The 16,655-nt window shown below is 59.9% G+C and carries 13 protein-coding genes; all 13 read right to left on the bottom strand.

Annotation, left to right across the window (positions count from 1 at the left end):
* Position 1: 1 nt before the first annotated feature.
* Entirely contained in the window at positions 2-931 is a 930-nt protein-coding gene (gene arcC, locus QFW87_RS23105; RefSeq protein ID WP_283188964.1) for a carbamate kinase, read from the bottom strand.
* Between the two features lie 73 nt (positions 932-1,004).
* Entirely contained in the window at positions 1,005-2,015 is a 1,011-nt protein-coding gene (locus tag QFW87_RS23100) for an ornithine carbamoyltransferase (protein ID WP_283181431.1), read from the bottom strand.
* 71 nt (positions 2,016-2,086) lie between these two features.
* Positions 2,087-3,343, bottom strand: coding sequence for an arginine deiminase (arcA, locus tag QFW87_RS23095; RefSeq protein ID WP_283181430.1), 1,257 nt, complete (start codon positions 3,341-3,343; stop codon positions 2,087-2,089).
* A 35-nt stretch (positions 3,344-3,378) separates the two neighbouring features.
* Positions 3,379-4,806, bottom strand: coding sequence for an arginine-ornithine antiporter (gene arcD, locus QFW87_RS23090; RefSeq protein WP_283181429.1), 1,428 nt, complete (start codon positions 4,804-4,806; stop codon positions 3,379-3,381).
* Positions 4,807-5,509: 703 nt separating this feature from the next.
* Positions 5,510-6,841: a CoA transferase gene (locus QFW87_RS23085; RefSeq protein ID WP_283181428.1), complete on the bottom strand. Its 1,332-nt coding sequence runs from the start codon at positions 6,839-6,841 to the stop codon at positions 5,510-5,512.
* Positions 6,842-7,012: 171 nt separating this feature from the next.
* On the bottom strand, positions 7,013-9,151 hold the full coding sequence (locus QFW87_RS23080; protein WP_283188963.1) for a methyl-accepting chemotaxis protein: 2,139 nt from the start codon (positions 9,149-9,151) through the stop codon (positions 7,013-7,015).
* A gap of 178 nt (positions 9,152-9,329) precedes the next feature.
* Positions 9,330-9,725: a YbaN family protein gene (locus QFW87_RS23075; RefSeq protein WP_283181426.1), complete on the bottom strand. Its 396-nt coding sequence runs from the start codon at positions 9,723-9,725 to the stop codon at positions 9,330-9,332.
* A 163-nt stretch (positions 9,726-9,888) separates the two neighbouring features.
* On the bottom strand, positions 9,889-10,497 hold the full coding sequence (locus QFW87_RS23070) for a biliverdin-producing heme oxygenase (RefSeq protein WP_283188962.1): 609 nt from the start codon (positions 10,495-10,497) through the stop codon (positions 9,889-9,891).
* A gap of 113 nt (positions 10,498-10,610) precedes the next feature.
* The gene (locus QFW87_RS23065) at positions 10,611-13,175 is read right to left on the bottom strand and encodes a TonB-dependent receptor (protein ID WP_283188961.1); all 2,565 of its coding nucleotides are present in this window, start codon (positions 13,173-13,175) and stop codon (positions 10,611-10,613) included.
* 122 nt (positions 13,176-13,297) lie between these two features.
* On the bottom strand, positions 13,298-14,278 hold the full coding sequence (locus tag QFW87_RS23060) for a FecR domain-containing protein (RefSeq protein ID WP_283188960.1): 981 nt from the start codon (positions 14,276-14,278) through the stop codon (positions 13,298-13,300).
* Positions 14,279-14,402: 124 nt separating this feature from the next.
* Positions 14,403-14,921: a sigma-70 family RNA polymerase sigma factor gene (locus tag QFW87_RS23055; RefSeq protein WP_283188959.1), complete on the bottom strand. Its 519-nt coding sequence runs from the start codon at positions 14,919-14,921 to the stop codon at positions 14,403-14,405.
* A gap of 90 nt (positions 14,922-15,011) precedes the next feature.
* A complete protein-coding gene (locus QFW87_RS23050) occupies positions 15,012-15,476 on the bottom strand; it encodes a methylglyoxal synthase (protein ID WP_008155845.1) in 465 nt (154 codons plus the stop codon).
* A 29-nt stretch (positions 15,477-15,505) separates the two neighbouring features.
* Entirely contained in the window at positions 15,506-16,507 is a 1,002-nt protein-coding gene (gap, locus tag QFW87_RS23045) for a type I glyceraldehyde-3-phosphate dehydrogenase (RefSeq protein ID WP_056744970.1), read from the bottom strand.
* Positions 16,508-16,655: the final 148 nt, after the last annotated feature.

The raw sequence follows: 16,655 nt of genomic DNA, 5'->3' as shown, positions 1-16,655 counted from the left end.
CTTATAAATAAGTTATGCCAGGTGTCGCCGTGCTGATCCGCGTGCCGGCCTTGCCCTGGATGATCGCTTCGATGTCCGAGAGTGAACCGATCACCGCGACTTTTCCAGTGTGGCGCGCGAACTCGCAGGCGGCTTGAACCTTCGGCCCCATGGAGCCGGCGGCGAAGCCGAGTTTTTCCATATCGTCCGGGTGAGCCTGGGCGATGGCTTTCTGGGTCGGTTTGCCGAAATCGATGAAGGCCGCGCGGACGTCGGTGGCAATCACCAGCAGATCGCTCTCGAGCTGTTCGGCCAGCAGCGCTGAGCACAGGTCTTTGTCGATCACCGCTTCCACGCCTTGCAGCTTGCCGTGGGCGCCATACACCGTCGGGATGCCGCCACCGCCGGCGCAAATCACGATGCTGCCTTTTTCCAGCAGCCACTTGATCGGGCGGATTTCGAAGATGCGTTTCGGTCTCGGGCTGGCCACTACGCGGCGGAATTTGTCACCGTCCGGGGCAATCGCCCAGCCTTTTTCGGCGGCGAGTTTTTCCGCTTCGGCCTTGGCGTAGACCGGGCCGATGGGTTTGGTCGGATTCTGGAACGCCGGGTCATTGGCGTCGACTTCGACCTGGGTCAGGAGTGTGGCGAAGGGCACCTCGAAGTCCAGCAGATTGCCCAGTTCCTGTTCGATGATGTAGCCGATCATGCCTTCAGTTTCGGCACCAAGCACGTCCAGCGGGTAAGGCGAAACCGAAGTGTACGCCGCCGCTTGCAGTGACAGCAGGCCAACCTGGGGGCCATTACCGTGGGCGATCACCAGTTCATTGCCGGCATAAATTTTGGCGATTTGTTCGGTGGCGATCCGGATGTTGGCCCGCTGGTTGTCCGCGGTCATCGGTTCACCACGGCGGAGCAGGGCGTTACCGCCCAGAGCAACGACGATACGCATAATGCAGTCCTTCTAAGCAGAGAAATTACGGATGGCCCGGGGCGGCACCTACAGGGGGCCGCCGGGTGAGCCTTTAGATATCCGCCAACGCCGACACCAGGATCGCCTTGATGGTGTGCATGCGGTTTTCCGCTTGCTCGAAGGCGATGTTGGCCGGCGATTCGAAGACTTCTTCAGTCACTTCGACGCCATTGGCCAGGTGCGGATACCGCGCGGCGATGTCCTTGCCGACCTTGGTTTCGCTGTTGTGGAACGCCGGCAGGCAGTGCATGAACTTCACCCGCGGGTTGCCCGAGGCTTTCATCATTTTCGCGTTGACCTGGTACGGCAGCAGTTGCTCGATGCGCTCGTCCCACGCTTCCACCGGTTCACCCATCGACACCCAGATATCGGTGTGGATGAAGTCCACGCCCTTGACCGCTTCTTTCGGGTCTTCAGTGATGGTGATACGTGCGCCGCTTTCTTCGGCGAAGCCCTTGCACTGATCAATGAAATCCTGATGCGGCCACAACGCTTTCGGTGCGGCGATGCGCACGTCCATGCCCAGTTTGGCGCCAATCATCAGCAGCGAGTTGCCCATGTTGTAGCGGGCGTCGCCGAGGTAGGCGTAGCTGATGTCATGCAGCGGTTTGTCGCTGTGTTCGCGCATGGTCAGCACATCGGCGATCATTTGCGTAGGGTGGAATTCAGCGGTCAGGCCGTTGAACACCGGCACGCCGGCGAACTTGGCCAGCTCTTCGACGATCTCCTGTTCGAAGCCACGGTACTCGATAGCGTCGAACATCCGCCCGAGCACGCGGGCGGTGTCTTTCATGCTTTCCTTGTGGCCGATCTGCGACGACACCGGGTCGATATAGGTGACATGGGCGCCCTGGTCATGAGCCGCCACTTCGAACGCGCAACGGGTGCGGGTCGAGGTCTTTTCGAAAATCAGCGCGATATTTTTGCCTTGCAGGTGCGCACGCTCGGTGCCGGTGTATTTGGCGCGCTTGAGGTCGCGGGACAGGTCCAGCAGGTAATTCAGCTCGCGAGTGGTGTGGTGCATCAGCGAGAGCAGGCTGCGGTTACGCATGTTGAAAGCCATGATGTGGATCTCCTTAAGTTTCGGTTATCCGCCTGCTTCACGCGTTGTAAGCGTGAAGCCGGGCACCAGAATTAATAGTCGATAGGGTCGCGAATGATCGGGCAGGTCATGCAGTGGCCGCCGCCACGCCCGCGTCCCAGTTCACCGGCGCTGATGGTGATGACTTCCACGCCGGCCTTGCGCAGCAGGGTGTTGGTGTAGGTGTTGCGGTCATAACCGATCACCACGCCGGGCTCCACGGCGACCACGTTGTTGCCGTCGTCCCACTGCTCGCGTTCGGCGGCGAAGCTGTTGCCGCCGGTTTCCACCACGCGCAAGGCTTTGAGGTTGAGTGCCTGGGCCACGGTGTCGAGGAGGTTGGTTTCCTCGCGGCGGATGTCGATGCCGCCCGGTTTGCCTTCGTCAGGGCGCAGGGTGAAGGCGACGATCTGGTTCACCACTTCGGGGAAGATGGTGACCAGGTCGCGGTCGCAGAAGCTGAACACGGTGTCCAGGTGCATCGCCGCGCGGGACTTCGGCAGGCCTGCGACGATAATTTTTTCCACGGCTTTGTTCTTGAACAGGTTCAGCGCCAGTTGGCCGATGGCCTGACGGGACGAGCGTTCGCCCATACCGATCAACACCACGCCATTACCGATTGGCATCACGTCGCCGCCTTCGAGGGTGGCGCTGCCGTGTTCCTGATCCGGGTCGCCGTACCAGATTTCAAAGTCGGCGTTGGTGAACTGCGGATGGAATTTGTAAATGGCGCTGGCCAGCAAGGTTTCCTGGCGGCGCGCCGGCCAGTACATCGGGTTCAGCGTCACGCCACCGTAGATCCAAGAGGTGGTGTCGCGGGTGAACTGGGTGTTGGGCAGCGGCGGCAGAATGAAGCTGGAGTGGCCGAGGAAGTCGCGGAACATCTGGATGGTCTTGCCACCGAAGCTGTCCGGCAGGTCATCGGCAGAGACACCGCCAATCAGGAACTCGGCAATCTTGCGCGGCTCCAGGCTGCGCAGCCACGAACCGACTTCATTGATCAGGCCGAGGCCGACCGAATTGGCGGTGACCTTGCGTTCCAGAATCCAGTCCAGCGCTTCGGGGATCGCGACGATGTCGGTCAGCAGGTTGTGCATTTCCAGCACGTCGATGTTGCGTTCACGCATTTTGTTGACGAAGTCGAAATGGTCACGCTTGGCCTGGGCAACCCACAGCACATCATCGAAAAGCAGTTCATCGCAGTTGTTCGGGGTCAGCCGCTGGTGGGCCAGACCGGGGGAGCAAACCATGACTTTGCGCAGTTTGCCGGCTTCGGAATGTACGCCGTACTTAACTTTTTCCGTGGTCATTACAGTGATCCTCCAGATGACAAAACAATCAGGTGTTACAGGGTCAGAAAGCCGTCATACAGCCCGTAGGCCGCCACCAGGGCGCCTGCGACGACTGCGGCGAAAATCAGCTTCTCGACGTTGGTGAAAACCGGTTTGTTGACTTCAAGCTTGGCCTTGGCGAACAAGATCGCGCCGGGGGCATAGAGCAGGGCGGAGAGCAGCAGGTATTTGACGCCACCGGCATAGATCAGCCAGACCGCGTAAATCAAGGCAACGGCGCCGATGAACAGGTCCTTGCTGCGTTCGGCGGCAGCGTTTTCATAGCTCTCTCCGCGCACCGCCAGCAGCAGCGCGTAGGCCGCCGACCACAGATATGGCACCAGAATCATCGAGGTGGCGAGGTAGATCAGCGACAGGTAAGTGCTGGCGGAAAACAGTGTGATGATGAGGAACAGCTGGACCATTGCGTTGGTCAGCCACAGCGCATTGACCGGCACATGGTTGGCGTTTTCTTTGCGCAGGAAGGCCGGCATGGTGTGGTCCTTGGCGGCGGCGAACATGATCTCTGCGCACAGCAACACCCACGACAGCAACGCGCCGAGCAGCGAGATGATCAGGCCAACGCTGATCAGCACCGCGCCCCAATGACCGACCACGTGCTCCAGCACCGCGGCCATCGAAGGGTTTTGCAGTTTGGCCAGTTCCGGTTGAGTCATGATGCCCAGCGACAGCACATTCACCAGCACCAGAAACAGCAGCACGGTGATGAAGCCGATCACCGTGGCTTTACCGACGTCGCTGCGTTTTTCCGCACGGGCCGAGAAAATGCTCGCGCCTTCGATGCCGATGAACACCCAGACGGTGACCAGCATCATGTTGCGCACCTGGTTCATCACGCTACCCAGGTCCGGGTTTTTCACGCCCCAGATGTCAGCGGTGAAGATGTCCAGCTTGAAGGCGAAAATCGCGATCAGCACAAACAGGACCAGCGGCACGATCTTGGCGACGGTGGTCACCAGGTTGATGAACGCCGCTTCCTTGATCCCGCGCAGCACCAGGAAATGCACGGCCCAGAGCAGCACCGAAGCGCCAATAACGGCGGCGACAGTATTGCCCTCGCCAAAAATAGGGAAAAAGTAACCGAGGGTGCTGAAGAGCAAAACGAAGTAACCGACGTTGCCCAGCCAGGCACTGATCCAGTAACCCCAGGCGGACGAGAAACCCATGTAGTCGCCGAAACCGGCTTTGGCGTAGGCGTAGACCCCGCCGTCCAGATCAGGCTTGCGATTGGCCAGGGTTTGGAACACGAAGGCCAGCGTCAGCATGCCTATGGCGGTGATCGCCCAACCGATCAACACCGCGCCGACGTCGGCACTGGCGGCCATGTTCTGCGGCAAAGAGAAGATCCCGCCACCAATCATTGAACCGACCACCAGCGCAACAAGTGCACCGAGTTTCAGTTTTCCGGGGGATTCAGACATTGCATGACTCCAATGCAGGAGAAGAGAGACAACAGAATAATTCTGTTAGTTATTCACTCATCTGACATGGATCAATGCATAGGCACATTCCATTGTTAATGAAAGACTTATGAACTTTTACCGGACATAACGGTACTGCTCGAAAGCCCTATCCAAAGGCCTCGGCCAGATCAAACAGAAATAATGCCTATCGCATGGAGTTTTGAAGCTAGTTTGTTTTTGAGTTTTCGCAAATTTTCTTGTTTGCGTGTAGTTGAGAATTGAATTATTAAGTTAGACACACAAAACTGCTATTGAGAACGCGTGTGATAGAAGCACGGGCTATAAATAAAATTACGTTAATGGCCCATTAATCAATAAACATTATTACCGTTTGACTATTTAGTTAAAGGGTTGGGCGATCACCGTCGTCGGCATGCTGACCCTGGCGTTCGTCTTTTATGGGCAGCCTTTGGCGCTCGATGTGTTCGGCACCACTCATGTGTTCCCCGAGGCGCGGGCAGAGGCGTGGCGGCCTTGTCGAGGGCATGCGGCGCAGTTGCTGTGGACTTCGTTGAGTCGGCCAGACTGAGCTGATCCGATATTTTTGCTGACTTTCGGGCCTCTTCGCGGGCAAGCCCGCTCCCACAGTTTTTGTGTCGGATGCCGGTAATGAGCACGACGCTAAACCTGTGCGGGCTTGCCCGCGAAGGCGTCCGAAAAGTCACCACCACTGTGCGCGATGGGAACCCAATTCCCCGGCAGGAAGTGCCCACTGCATCGGAGTTCCGGTGATTTTCAGTGGCACATGAAGTCGATGCGCCGGTCCCCAGGTTGTCTGCTCAACCAACATGCCCTGATCGTTTTCATCCTCTGCCCGTAGCGGTTCGTGTGAACCTGCGCCCTGTTCAATCAACAACTTCGCCGTCCGCGCCAGCGACAACCGGGCCGACCCGCCACGCCCCAGCAACGTGATCGCCGCAGCCGCCATCAAATACCCGGTCGCATGATCCAGCGCCTGCACCGGCAGTGGCGTCGGCTTATCCGCGTTCTTCCATCGCATGCCGGCGTCGGCGATTCCGCTGCTCATTTGCACCAGGCTGTCGAAGCCGCGGCGGTTCTGCCACGGGCCGCTCCAACCGTAGGCATTGAGGTTGACGTCGATCAGGCCGGGCGCCAGTTTCTGGCGTTCGGCGACACCGTAACCCAGGCGTTCCAGTGCGTCGGCGCGGTAGCCGTGGAGCAGAATGTCAGCGTCCTTGAGCAGGCTTTCGAACACCGCGCGATCAGTCTTGTCGTGCAGGTCCAGGCGCGCGCAGCGTTTGCCCAGGGTGACTTCCGGCACCACGCCCGGTTCGTTCCAGGTTGGTGAGTCGATTCGCAAAACGTCGGCGCCAAGCCCTGCGAGGAAGCGGCTGGCGACAGGTCCGGCGAGTACGCGGGTCAAATCCAGTACCTTGATCCCGGCCAGCGGTTGCGCCACCGAGCCTTGCCACGGTTTGGCGTTCTGGCTGCTGTTGGCGGCGAACTGAATCAGCGGCTCGGCGTTCACGGCCTGACCTTGGGGATGGGCCTGCCATTGCGCCCAGGTACGCATCTCGGCGGCGCAGCCACCGGCATCGACTACGGCCTGCTCCAGATCACTTTTGACCCATTGAGCAACCTTGCTCGCCATCGCTGCACGGTCGGCACAGGAGCCCAGAACAGTTTCGGCAGCGGCGCGGTGATGGGGCGCGTTGGTGTGCAGGCGGATCCATCCATCTTTGGCCGCGTAGTCACCGGCGACCGGATCCCACAGCGGCGGGACGCTCCAGCCTATCGGGCGGATCGAAGTGGCAAACCAGAAAGAGGCCAGGCGGCGGTCGATCTCAAGGCTGGGTAAGCGACCGGTTTGTTGCTGCAGCCATTCGCTGGCAGCCTGGCCGGCGGCGGCAATGCTGGCGCACGCCAGGTCGGTGACAGCAAACGCCGAGGGCAGGGCGCCGTTCGAGGTGAACTTGACCTGGGTGTGAGGCAAGCCGAGTGCGGCTTGAATGGACGTGAGTAAATCAGTCATCGAAGGCCCTCCGGAACGAGAGCCCGAGCATAGATCAAATTAGATGACAGGCCGGATGAAACCTGTGGGAGCGGGCTTGCTCGTGAAGGCGGTTTTACATTCAACATTGATGTTGGCTGATGTACCGCTTTCGCGAGCAAGCCTGCTCCCACATTGTTCGGTGGCGCCTGTTTAAACCCGAAACTGATCCATCAATTTCATCTGGTGGGTGGTCAGCGAGTTGAGATGGCTGCTGATCTGTGCCGATTCGGTGGCCTGGCCGGTCAGGGTTTCGGTGACGGTGCGGATCGCCGAGACGTTGCGGTTGACCTCTTCGGCCACGGCGCTTTGCTGTTCGGCGGCGCTGGCGATTTGCAGGTTCATGTCGCTGATGACCGTCACCGCGTCGCTGATTTTGCTCAAGGCCTGCACCGCTTGCTGGATCTGCCCGGCGTTGCTATGAGCCTGGGTTTGGCTCGAATGCATGGTGGCCACCACGCCGCGAGTGCCAGTCTGGATGCGCTCGATGACGATGCGGATTTCTTCCACCGAGTCCTGGGTGCGTTTGGCCAGGTTGCGCACTTCATCGGCGACCACCGCAAACCCGCGACCGCTCTCGCCGGCACGCGCCGCTTCAATCGCCGCGTTGAGCGCCAGCAGGTTGGTTTGTTCGGCGATGCTACGGATCACTTCCAGCACCGAACCGATCTGCTCGCTGTTGACCGCCAATGCTTCGACTTCGGTCACGGCCTTGCTGACTTCGTCGGCCAGTTGATTGATGTCGCGGGTGCTGCGTTCGATGATCTGCATGCCGTCGCGGGCCGACTGGTCGGCACCCTTGGCCGCGTTCGCCGCGTTCGAGGCACTGTTGGCGACGTCGTGGGCGGTGGCGCTCATTTCGTTGGACGCGGTGGCGACCTGGTCGATTTCGCGGAATTGCACCTGCATGCCTTCGCTGGTCTGACGGGCGATTTCAGAAGACTGGTCGGCGGTACCGCGCGCATCGGTGATGCTTTGTTTGATCTGCGCGATGGTCGGTTGCAACTTGTCGAGGAAACGGTTGAACCAGCTCACCAGTTCGCCCAGTTCGTCTTTCTTGCTGTAGTGCAGACGCTGCGTCAGATCGCCGTCGCCGCTGGCAATCGCCTTGAGCATTTCGGCCACGCTGTTGATCGGCCGGGTCACGCCGGACGCCGTCAGCCAGATCAGCAACAGTCCGACCAGACCGGCAATGACAGCGACTAGCACCGCTTTGATCGTGCCGCTTTGCTGGGCGTCGTCGAGTACGGCTTGCAACTTTACCGAGTCGGCCAGCAACACTTGTTTCGGCAGGTCGATCACCACGCCCCAGGCCTTGGACTCGGCAATCGGACTGACCGGGTACACCGCACGGATCAGGTCGCCCTGTTCGATAATTTTCGGCGTGCCAGCGCTGAGCAATTGCAGAACGTCCTTGCCGTCTGCACCCAGGGTGTCCCCGATGCTTTTGCCGACCTTGCTCGCGTCGACGCTGTAACCGGCGAGTACGCCGCTGCCCGAGACGATCAGCATGTGCCCGGCGCTGTTGAACAGATCGCGTTGGGAGTCGACAGCCGCCGCTTGCAGCGCGTCGAGGGCAATGTCCACACCCACCACACCGATGGATTTACCATCTACCAGCAGCGGTACGGAAATGGTGGTCATCAGCATTTCCTTGCCGGCGACGGTGTCGGCATAGGGGTCGAGCAGGCAGGTACGCTTGCTGTCGCGAGGGCAGGTGTACCAGCTGTTATAGGGTGTGCCGCTGAGGCTCAAGGTGGTTTTGGTCATGTCGTCTTCGAGCATGATCGTGTTGATCCCGACACCGCCGGCACGGCTCCAGTAGCTGGCGAAACGACCGGCTTCGTTGGACTGGCGAGCCGCATCGTTGGCGAATTCGCTGTCCTTGCCGTCGAGGCCATTGGGCTCGAACGCCAGCCAGATGCCGAGCACTTTGCTGTTGCGCTCGAAGGCGGTTTTCAGGCTCTGGTTCAACTCTTCACGCAGGGTGCCGGCGTCAAGGGAGCGCTTGCTCGCCATGTTGCGCATGTCCTCGATCTGATCGGCCAGGGCGGTCACCACCAGCAGGCTTTCACCGAAGGTCTTCTGCACCCGTACCGCTTGCTCGGCGGCCTTGGCCTGGAGCAGGTTCTGCACGCTGGCGGTGAGCATCTTGCTGCTGGAGGCGCTAACCAGTTCATCGTTCTGATCGGTCTGGTAGATGTTCATGCCGACGATCAGGACGACCACGCCCAGCAGGCACAGACCGGACAGCAGGACGATTTTCAGGCGGATGGAGAGAGAGTCGAACATAGGACGAGCTCGCGAATGGATGAGGTGTTGGCTGTGAGTCGGGATCGACCCGGTTCGCCAAGTCCATTCAGCGCCATTTAATGCACATCGGCGTGGGCGGAGGTTACATGAACGCAAAACCGACGAACGGTAATGGTTGAACGTTTGCGCAGGAAAATGCCCTGAAAATGACAGAAATTCAGGAGATTGTCGGCAACGTTTCCGGCCGTGACCAGATCCACACATTACCCAGGCTCATGCCGGCGATGGCCAGGTAAATCGGCCATCCATGATCGAGCATCACCAGCATCAACCCGGCGCACAGCAGCATGCTGGCGGTGGCGCTGACCTTGGCTCGGCGGGCGATGATTTTGCCGTTTCGCCAGTTACGCAGGATGGAACCGAACAGCCGATGGTTTTCCAGCCAGGCACTCAGGCGCGGCGAACTTTTGGTCGCGGCCCAGGCGGCCAGCAGGATGAACTCGGTGGTCGGCAGGCCGGGTACGACGATGGCGATCAGGCCGATGCCGAGGCTGATGTAGGCGAGTAAACCAAACAGCTGACGGGCGAGTTTCGAGGCGGAAAGGTGAGGCATAGGGCTCACGGATGGTAATTGAGGTTAGATCAGGATCTAGCAGACTTACTCAATTCCTTGTGGGAGCGAGCCTGCTCGCGAAGGCGATGTCACATCCAATCAAGATGTTGACTGGTACTCCGCCTTCGCGAGCAGGCTCGCTCCCACAGGGGGATGTATTTCTTCAGGCGAGTTCGGGGGTGGAGGCGTAGGCCTGTTCCAGTAATACGGTGAAGCGGTTGAACGCGTCGATAGCGCCTTTATCCAACTCGGCTTCTTCTTGTGCGCTGAGTTCCAGCCCGTCGAGGGTTTTGACGAAGCTCTTCCAGCCCTCAGCGCGGCCACCGGCCGGTTCAGCGAGATGACGAGCACCGAAGGTTTCGCTTAACCCAAGACCTACGGCACGCTTGATCAGGAACGCCGCGCCAAGTTTTGAACCTTCTGACACGAACAGCCAACCCAGCGCCTCGGCTTTGGTTGGGTTCTTCACCGCACCGGCGACTGGCGCTGGAACTTCAGTTTCCAGGTCCGCCAGATCCGCCTTGGCTGCTTCAGCACGGCAGCGAGCTGGCAGGTTCGGGACGATGGCGGTCAATTCGGCATCGTTGTACAGCGACACCAGTTCCGACTGAAACAAATACTGAGCCACCATGAAACGCGCGAAGTTGGCCTGGGTTTCAAACGGTGCGTGGGCTTTGACCAAGGCATCAAGCTTGGTGTGAGGCTCGTTTGTGATCTGGTTCAAACGTTGCGAACGCAGAGCAGGGCGTTGAGCAGTGTCCTGAGTGGTCATGAGAAGTCCTTGAGAAGAAGAGGCGCTTGGTAACGAGACGAATAAGCAGGCGCCTGACAGTAAAAAAAACCTCACTGCGCCACTTCTAAAAGCAGCGCAGTGAGGTGGCAGGGTCAGATATCCCAGACCAGATTGATCGCGAAGTTGCGACCCGGTTGAGTCAGGCGGTCGAGGTTGGCCGGTTGAGTGACCGAGGCTTCGCCGACGCTGTCGTAACCGCGCACGTCGTCCCACTGCCAGTACTTCTTGTTGGTCAGGTTGTACAAACCGGCGTTGACGGTTACGTCGTCGGTCACCTTGTAGAAGCCGGCCAGGTCAAGCACGCCATAGCCCGGGGTCTTGAACTGGGTGCTGGTGCCGTCCGGGGTTTTGAAGCTGGTGCTGTCGACGCGGGTCTTGCGCTTGACCAGTGTCCAGCTCAACAGGGCGCCGTAGTTGTCCTGGTCGTAACCCAGGCCGAACACGCCAGTCAGCGGGTTGATGCTGTTCAGCGGCTGGCCGCTGTCATCGTTACGGCCATACAGGTACGCCACCGAGCCTTGGGTGTAGAGACCGGTCGGGGCGCCGAAGCTGTCCAGGTTCAAGCGACCCTTGAGCTCCACGCCTTTGATGCTGGCGTGCGCGATGTTGTTGCTCTGGAAGGTGGTCTCGGTGTAGCCGGGCGTGATGGCGTTTTCGTCGATGAAGTCGCGGTATTTGTTGTAGAACACCGCCACATCGAAAGTGCCTGCCTCGAACTGGCCGCGCAGGCCGGTTTCATAGCTCTTGCTCTTTTCCGGTTCCAGGTCGGGATTGGGTGCGACCTGATAGCCGCCGGCCAGGTTTTCAAAGCGACCGTACAGCGCCTTGGCGGTCGGTGTGCGGAAGCCTTCGGCGTACTGGCCATACCAGGTGTAGTTGTCGTTGAAGCTATAGGTGGTGCCGAATTTTGGCGACAGACGATGCCAGGTCTTCGTCTTGTCACTCACCACGCCGTTGCCGCTCTGGTCGGCGGTGACCAGGAATTCGTCCGTGATGTGCGGCTTGAGTTCGGTGTAGTCGTAGCGTGCTCCGGGCAGGAACGTCCAGTTGCCCCAGCTGATCTGATCCTGGGCGAACAGGCTGTAGCTGTTGATGGTCGGGTCCGGGAAGTCGCTGGCCGGTTTCAGGGTGTCGGCGGCGCTGGCAGCACCGATGACCCGGCAAGCGCCGGCCACGGTCAGGCAGGTGCCGCTACCGGTGCGCAGGCCGGTGACTTTGTCCTGTTTGATGGTCGTGCCATAGGTGACGCGGTGGTCGGTATCGGCGATGGCGAACGACTTGTCAGCCTGGGCATCGAACACCCATTGGCGATCCTTGTAGGTGGTTTCGCGGTTGCGCAGCACCGTGCGCGACGGCGCGTAGATTTCTTCGGTGCTCTGGTCAGTCTTGGCGATCTGGTAGTTCAGCGTCCACTTGATGTTGTCAGCCAGGACGCTGTCCAGGCCGAAGCTGTGTTCCAGACCGAAGCGTTCGCGGGTGACGGTGTCGTTGCCGGTACGGGATTTATAGAAGCCGAAACCGCGTCCTGCGTTAAATGGGCCGCCCACTGCGCTCAGTTGATTGGTGTCGCGGTCATCCTTGTAGTGCTCGTAAGTCAGGCCGAAGCGCGCATCGTCGGCGTAGTCCCAGCCCAGTTTGGCCAGCACGTTGGTGGTGCGCACGTCCTCAGGGTTGGCCTCGGTGCGGTTCAGGCCGGTTCCGCCGGTTTCGCCGTAGGACTCTGTTTCATGACCATTGCGCTGACTCAAGTGCAACAGGCCGTCGAAGTCGCCGGTGCGACCGGCCACGGTACCGGAGGTCAACCAGCTGTCATCGGCCGAGCTGTAGCCGGTTTTCAGGCGCGCGCCGACATCCTTGCCCGGTTTGATGATGTCGTCCGGGTCCAGGGTGTAGTAGCTGACCGCGCCGCCAATGGCGTTGCTGCCGTAGAGCACGGACGCCGGGCCGCGCAGAATCTCCACGCGCTTGACGATCTCGGGGTCGACGTAGTTGCGGTTGGTCTGCGCGTAAGGGCCGTTGAAGAAGCTGTCGGGCACCTGCACACCGTCGACCTGGGTCAGTACGCGGTCGCCGTCGATACCGCGGATGTTGTAGCCAGTGAGGCCGGCGCGTTGACCGGCACCGCCCACCGAAACACCGGGCTCGTAGCGCACCAGATCTTTGATGTTATTCACGTTGTTGCGGTCCAGCGCTTCGCGGGTGTGGACGGTGACGGTGCTCGGCACGCTGTTCACGTCCTGTTCCTGGCGGGTGGCGCTGATGGTCACCTGGTCCAGGTTGAGCGCGCTGCTGTTGCTGCGTTTCTCCAGCACGATGTTGTTGGTGCCCAGTTTGCGATAGCTCAGGTTGGTCCCCACCAACAGGCGATCGAGGGCTTTTTCCGGTGGCAACGAACCCCGTACGCCCGGCGAGGCCACGCCTTCAGCCAGTTCTGCCGGCAAGCCGACCTGCCAACCGGTCACGGCGGTAAAGGCATTGAGTGCCGAGACCAGCGACTGCTGAGGGATGGCGAACGCGTAATCGCCCATGTTGCGAGTCGGTTGCTCTGCAGCGGTGGCGGCGCAGAGCTGCGCGCTGCCGGCCATCAGGATGGCGGCGGTCAGCAGCGACAGCACGCGAGAAGGTGAAGAAGGTTGGCGGGTAAGGCGAGAGGACATCGATAGCGCTCCGTGTCGCACGAATCTTTATAGGTGCTGATCGGCATCCGCAGATGCGAATCAATTGCATTGGCTATAACGAGACGTACGGGGCTTGGCTATCGAGTAAAAATAATTCTCATTTAGTTCAAAATCACCAGCGCCGGGAATTCCTGGAGTCGCGCCGAGGTGATGTGGGCCAGCGAGCGGACCACGTCCAACGGCTGGTCGAGGCGGTAATTGCCGGTGACGGCGATGTCGGCCAACTGTTCGTTGTTATTGATGATCCAGCCTGGGTAGTAACGACGCAACTCCGCCAGCACCTGGCTCAGCGGGCAGTTTTCGAACACCAGTCGGCCCTGGACCCACGCCAGGTCGGTCGCGGCATCGAGTTTGGCGGGGCGATCGAAACCGTTGGGGCCGATGCGAATGCTTTCTCCGGCGGACAATCGAATTCGCGCGTCGTCGCGGGTCGCTCGCAAGTCGACATCCCCACGCTGCACTCGAACCTGTGCCACGCCGTCCAGATAACGCACCGCAAAGGCGGTGTCCCGAACACTGGCCTTGACCGGCCCGGCGTCGATTTCCAGCGGCTGGCCGCGATTGGCCGCCACCTCGAAAAATGCCTCGCCCTGATACAAACGGGCAACGCGCTGTTGATCGTTGATGGTGCTGGAGAAGGCCGAGTTGGTATTGAGCAGGACCTTCGAGCCGTCCTCCAGTTGCAGCCGCTGGCGTTCACCGACCACGGTCAGGTGATCAGCCTGCAGGCGAATCGGCAGATTGCTGAAACTGAACAAACCGAGGATCAGCACGGCGGCGGTGGCCAAGGGTTTCCAGTGCGGGCGCAGGCGCGACAGGACGGTCACTTTCGGCGGCCGGGCGGCCAGGCTTTGCGCGCATTGCACGACCTGCGGGCCTTCCCAGATCGCCTGAGCCTTGGCGAACGCCTCGGCATGCAACGGATGGGCGGCCAGCCATTCGTGAAACTGTCGGGTTTGTTCCTCGCTCGGACTGTCCAGCACGATCAGCCAGTCCAGGGCCTGGTCCATCGCACTTGCGGGGTCCCGCGCCGCGGAGGGCGCAGGGGGGGCGGGGGGAGGCACTGGAAGCGTGTCCGTCACGGTGTTTCCTCGGCAGTGTCTTGGCACGGCTGTTTTTTTAGTGAAGCTTGAAAGTGGGGCAAGGGTAGCAAAGCCCGATAGTCAGTGCAGGTCATCCTCACACATAGAGAATTAACCTACAGATTCAGTCGCCGTTTAACCGTTCGGCCACGCCTACACAGATCGCCATGATCAGTTTCAGCTCCTTTTGCACGGTGCTCAATGACACGCCGAGCTTCTCGGCGATCTCCAGATAGCTGTGCCCGTGCAGACGGCTGAGGATGAAAATCTGCTGCTGGCGGGCGCTGAGCTCATTGAGGCTCACGTTCAAACGCTCAAGCAATTGTTCGGCATGGGCGGCGTCTTCGGCACTGCTGGCAGGGGCGGCGACGCTTTCCACCACGTCCAGCGGCACGTCGTCGAGCATCGTGCGGGACTGGATGCGCCGCGCACGCAAATGGTCCAGCGCCAGGTTGCGGGCGGTCTGGAAAACGAACGGTTCAAGGTGATCGATGGCCCGCTCACTGAGCGCCCGGGTCACTCGCAGGTAGGTCTCCTGCAGGAGGTCTTCGGCGGTACTGTGATTGTTGACCATCCGCTCCAATGTGCGCAGCAGAGAAACTCGCTGGGCGATGAAGACGTGATTGAAGCGAGATTGACTCACGGGAGGACCTGATCCATTTCGAGCGAATGATAATGCTTATCATCCGCTCGAGTGGTCAAGTATTGATTTGTGAAGCTGATTTTCGAAAGGCTACGCGCGGCCCAGCAGGTAGGTCGCGTAATCGGGGATCCGATGTTCGTGCGCCTGCTCCATCATCGGGCTGCTGAGCAGGTAGTCGGCGCTGCATTCGTTGCAGGCCACCGGAATGTTCCAGACCGCCGCGACTCGCAGTAACGCCTTGATGTCCGGGTCGTGCGGCTGTGGTTCGAACGGGTCCCAGAAGAACACCAGCATGTCGACCCGCTGCTCGGCGATTCGCGCGCCGAGTTGCTGGTCGCCGCCCAACGGACCGCTGATCATGCTCTCTACAGGCAAATCCAGGCGTTGTTGCAACAACAACCCGGTGGTGCCGGTGGCGACCAGTTCATGCTGTGCGAGCCTGTCTTTCTGCCGCTCCGCCCAGTCCAGCAAAAACACTTTGCAGTGGTCATGGGCGACCAAGGCAATACGCTTGCGCGCTGCCATGGTCTTTTGCGTAAAGCTGATACCGATCATCGGTGCTGCTCCTGCTTTTTCACGGCGGGCTATTCAGCGTTGCACAGCGCCAGGCAGTTATCGAGCATGCGGTTGGAGAAGCCCCATTCGTTGTCGTACCAGGCCAGCACCTTGAGCAGCTTGCCGCTGGACTTGGTGTGGTTGGCGTCAAAGATCGACGACAGCGGGTTGTGGTTGAAGTCGCTGGAGACCAGCGGCAGGGTGTTGTAACCGAGAATCTTCGAGTGCTGGCTGGCTTCTTTCAGCAGCGCGTTCACTTCATCGGCCGACGCTTCGCGTTTGAGTTGCACGGTCAGGTCCACCAGCGATACGTTGATCACCGGCACGCGTACCGACATGCCGGTCAGTTTGCCCGCCAGTTCCGGCAGCACCAGACCGACCGCTTCAGCCGCGCCGGTTTTGCTCGGGATCATGTTCTGGGTGGCCGAACGCGCACGATACGGATCGACATGATAGACGTCGGTCAGGTGCTGATCGTTGGTGTAGGCGTGGATCGTGGTCATCAGACCGCTTTCGATACCCAGCTCGCGGTGCAACACCTGGGCCACCGGGGCCAGGCAGTTGGTGGTGCACGAAGCATTGGAAATGATCTGGTGCGATTGGCGCAGAATGTCGTGGTTAACGCCATACACCACCGTGGCGTCGGCGCCTTTGGCCGGGGCCGAGATGATCACTTTGCGTGCGCCGGCCGTAATATGCGCGGCGGCTTTGGCGCGGTCGGTGAACAAACCGGTGCATTCGAATACGACGTCGATCTGCTCGGCAGCCCACGGCAGCTCGGCCGGGTTGCGAATGGCGCTGACTGAAATACGGTCGCCGTTGACGGTCAGGCTTTCCTGATCGTGCTGCACATCGGCATCGAACGTGCCGTGAACAGTGTCGTACTTGAGCAGATGAGCGTTCATCGCGCTGTCGCCAAGGTCATTGATGGCAACGATCTGCAGATCCTGGCGATAACCTTGGGTATACAGTGCGCGCAGGACGTTACGGCCAATTCGGCCAAAACCATTGATTGCGATTCGAAGAGTCATTTAACAGGGCCGCCGTCGTTTTGTTGTTGGAATTACAAGATTATTCGCATAAAAATAGAAAACAAGCCTTTTTAATGGCAATATTTTGTTCAATCTACAACGAGTGACCTGAATCAACTGGTCCGACCGATCAAGAAAACCGTCTGTC

The sequence above is a fragment of the Pseudomonas sp. PMCC200344 genome (genome assembly GCF_030053095.1).
GTDB classification, from domain to species: Bacteria; Pseudomonadota; Gammaproteobacteria; order Pseudomonadales; family Pseudomonadaceae; genus Aquipseudomonas; species Aquipseudomonas svalbardensis.
The sequence above is the reverse complement of the archived record's forward strand: the minus strand, read 5'-3'. Positions and strand labels throughout refer to the sequence as shown.

Coding starts and splice junctions, on each gene's coding strand:
- arcC (WP_283188964.1), bottom strand. CDS start 931: ATGCGTATCGTCGTTGCTCTGGGCGGTAACGCCCTGCTCCGCCGTGGT.
- QFW87_RS23100 (WP_283181431.1), bottom strand. CDS start 2,015: ATGGCTTTCAACATGCGTAACCGCAGCCTGCTCTCGCTGATGCACCAC.
- arcA (WP_283181430.1), bottom strand. CDS start 3,343: ATGACCACGGAAAAAGTTAAGTACGGCGTACATTCCGAAGCCGGCAAA.
- arcD (WP_283181429.1), bottom strand. CDS start 4,806: ATGTCTGAATCCCCCGGAAAACTGAAACTCGGTGCACTTGTTGCGCTG.
- QFW87_RS23085 (WP_283181428.1), bottom strand. CDS start 6,841: ATGACTGATTTACTCACGTCCATTCAAGCCGCACTCGGCTTGCCTCAC.
- QFW87_RS23080 (WP_283188963.1), bottom strand. CDS start 9,151: ATGTTCGACTCTCTCTCCATCCGCCTGAAAATCGTCCTGCTGTCCGGT.
- QFW87_RS23075 (WP_283181426.1), bottom strand. CDS start 9,725: ATGCCTCACCTTTCCGCCTCGAAACTCGCCCGTCAGCTGTTTGGTTTA.
- QFW87_RS23070 (WP_283188962.1), bottom strand. CDS start 10,497: ATGACCACTCAGGACACTGCTCAACGCCCTGCTCTGCGTTCGCAACGT.
- QFW87_RS23065 (WP_283188961.1), bottom strand. CDS start 13,175: ATGTCCTCTCGCCTTACCCGCCAACCTTCTTCACCTTCTCGCGTGCTG.
- QFW87_RS23050 (WP_008155845.1), bottom strand. CDS start 15,476: ATGATCGGTATCAGCTTTACGCAAAAGACCATGGCAGCGCGCAAGCGT.
- gap (WP_056744970.1), bottom strand. CDS start 16,507: ATGACTCTTCGAATCGCAATCAATGGTTTTGGCCGAATTGGCCGTAAC.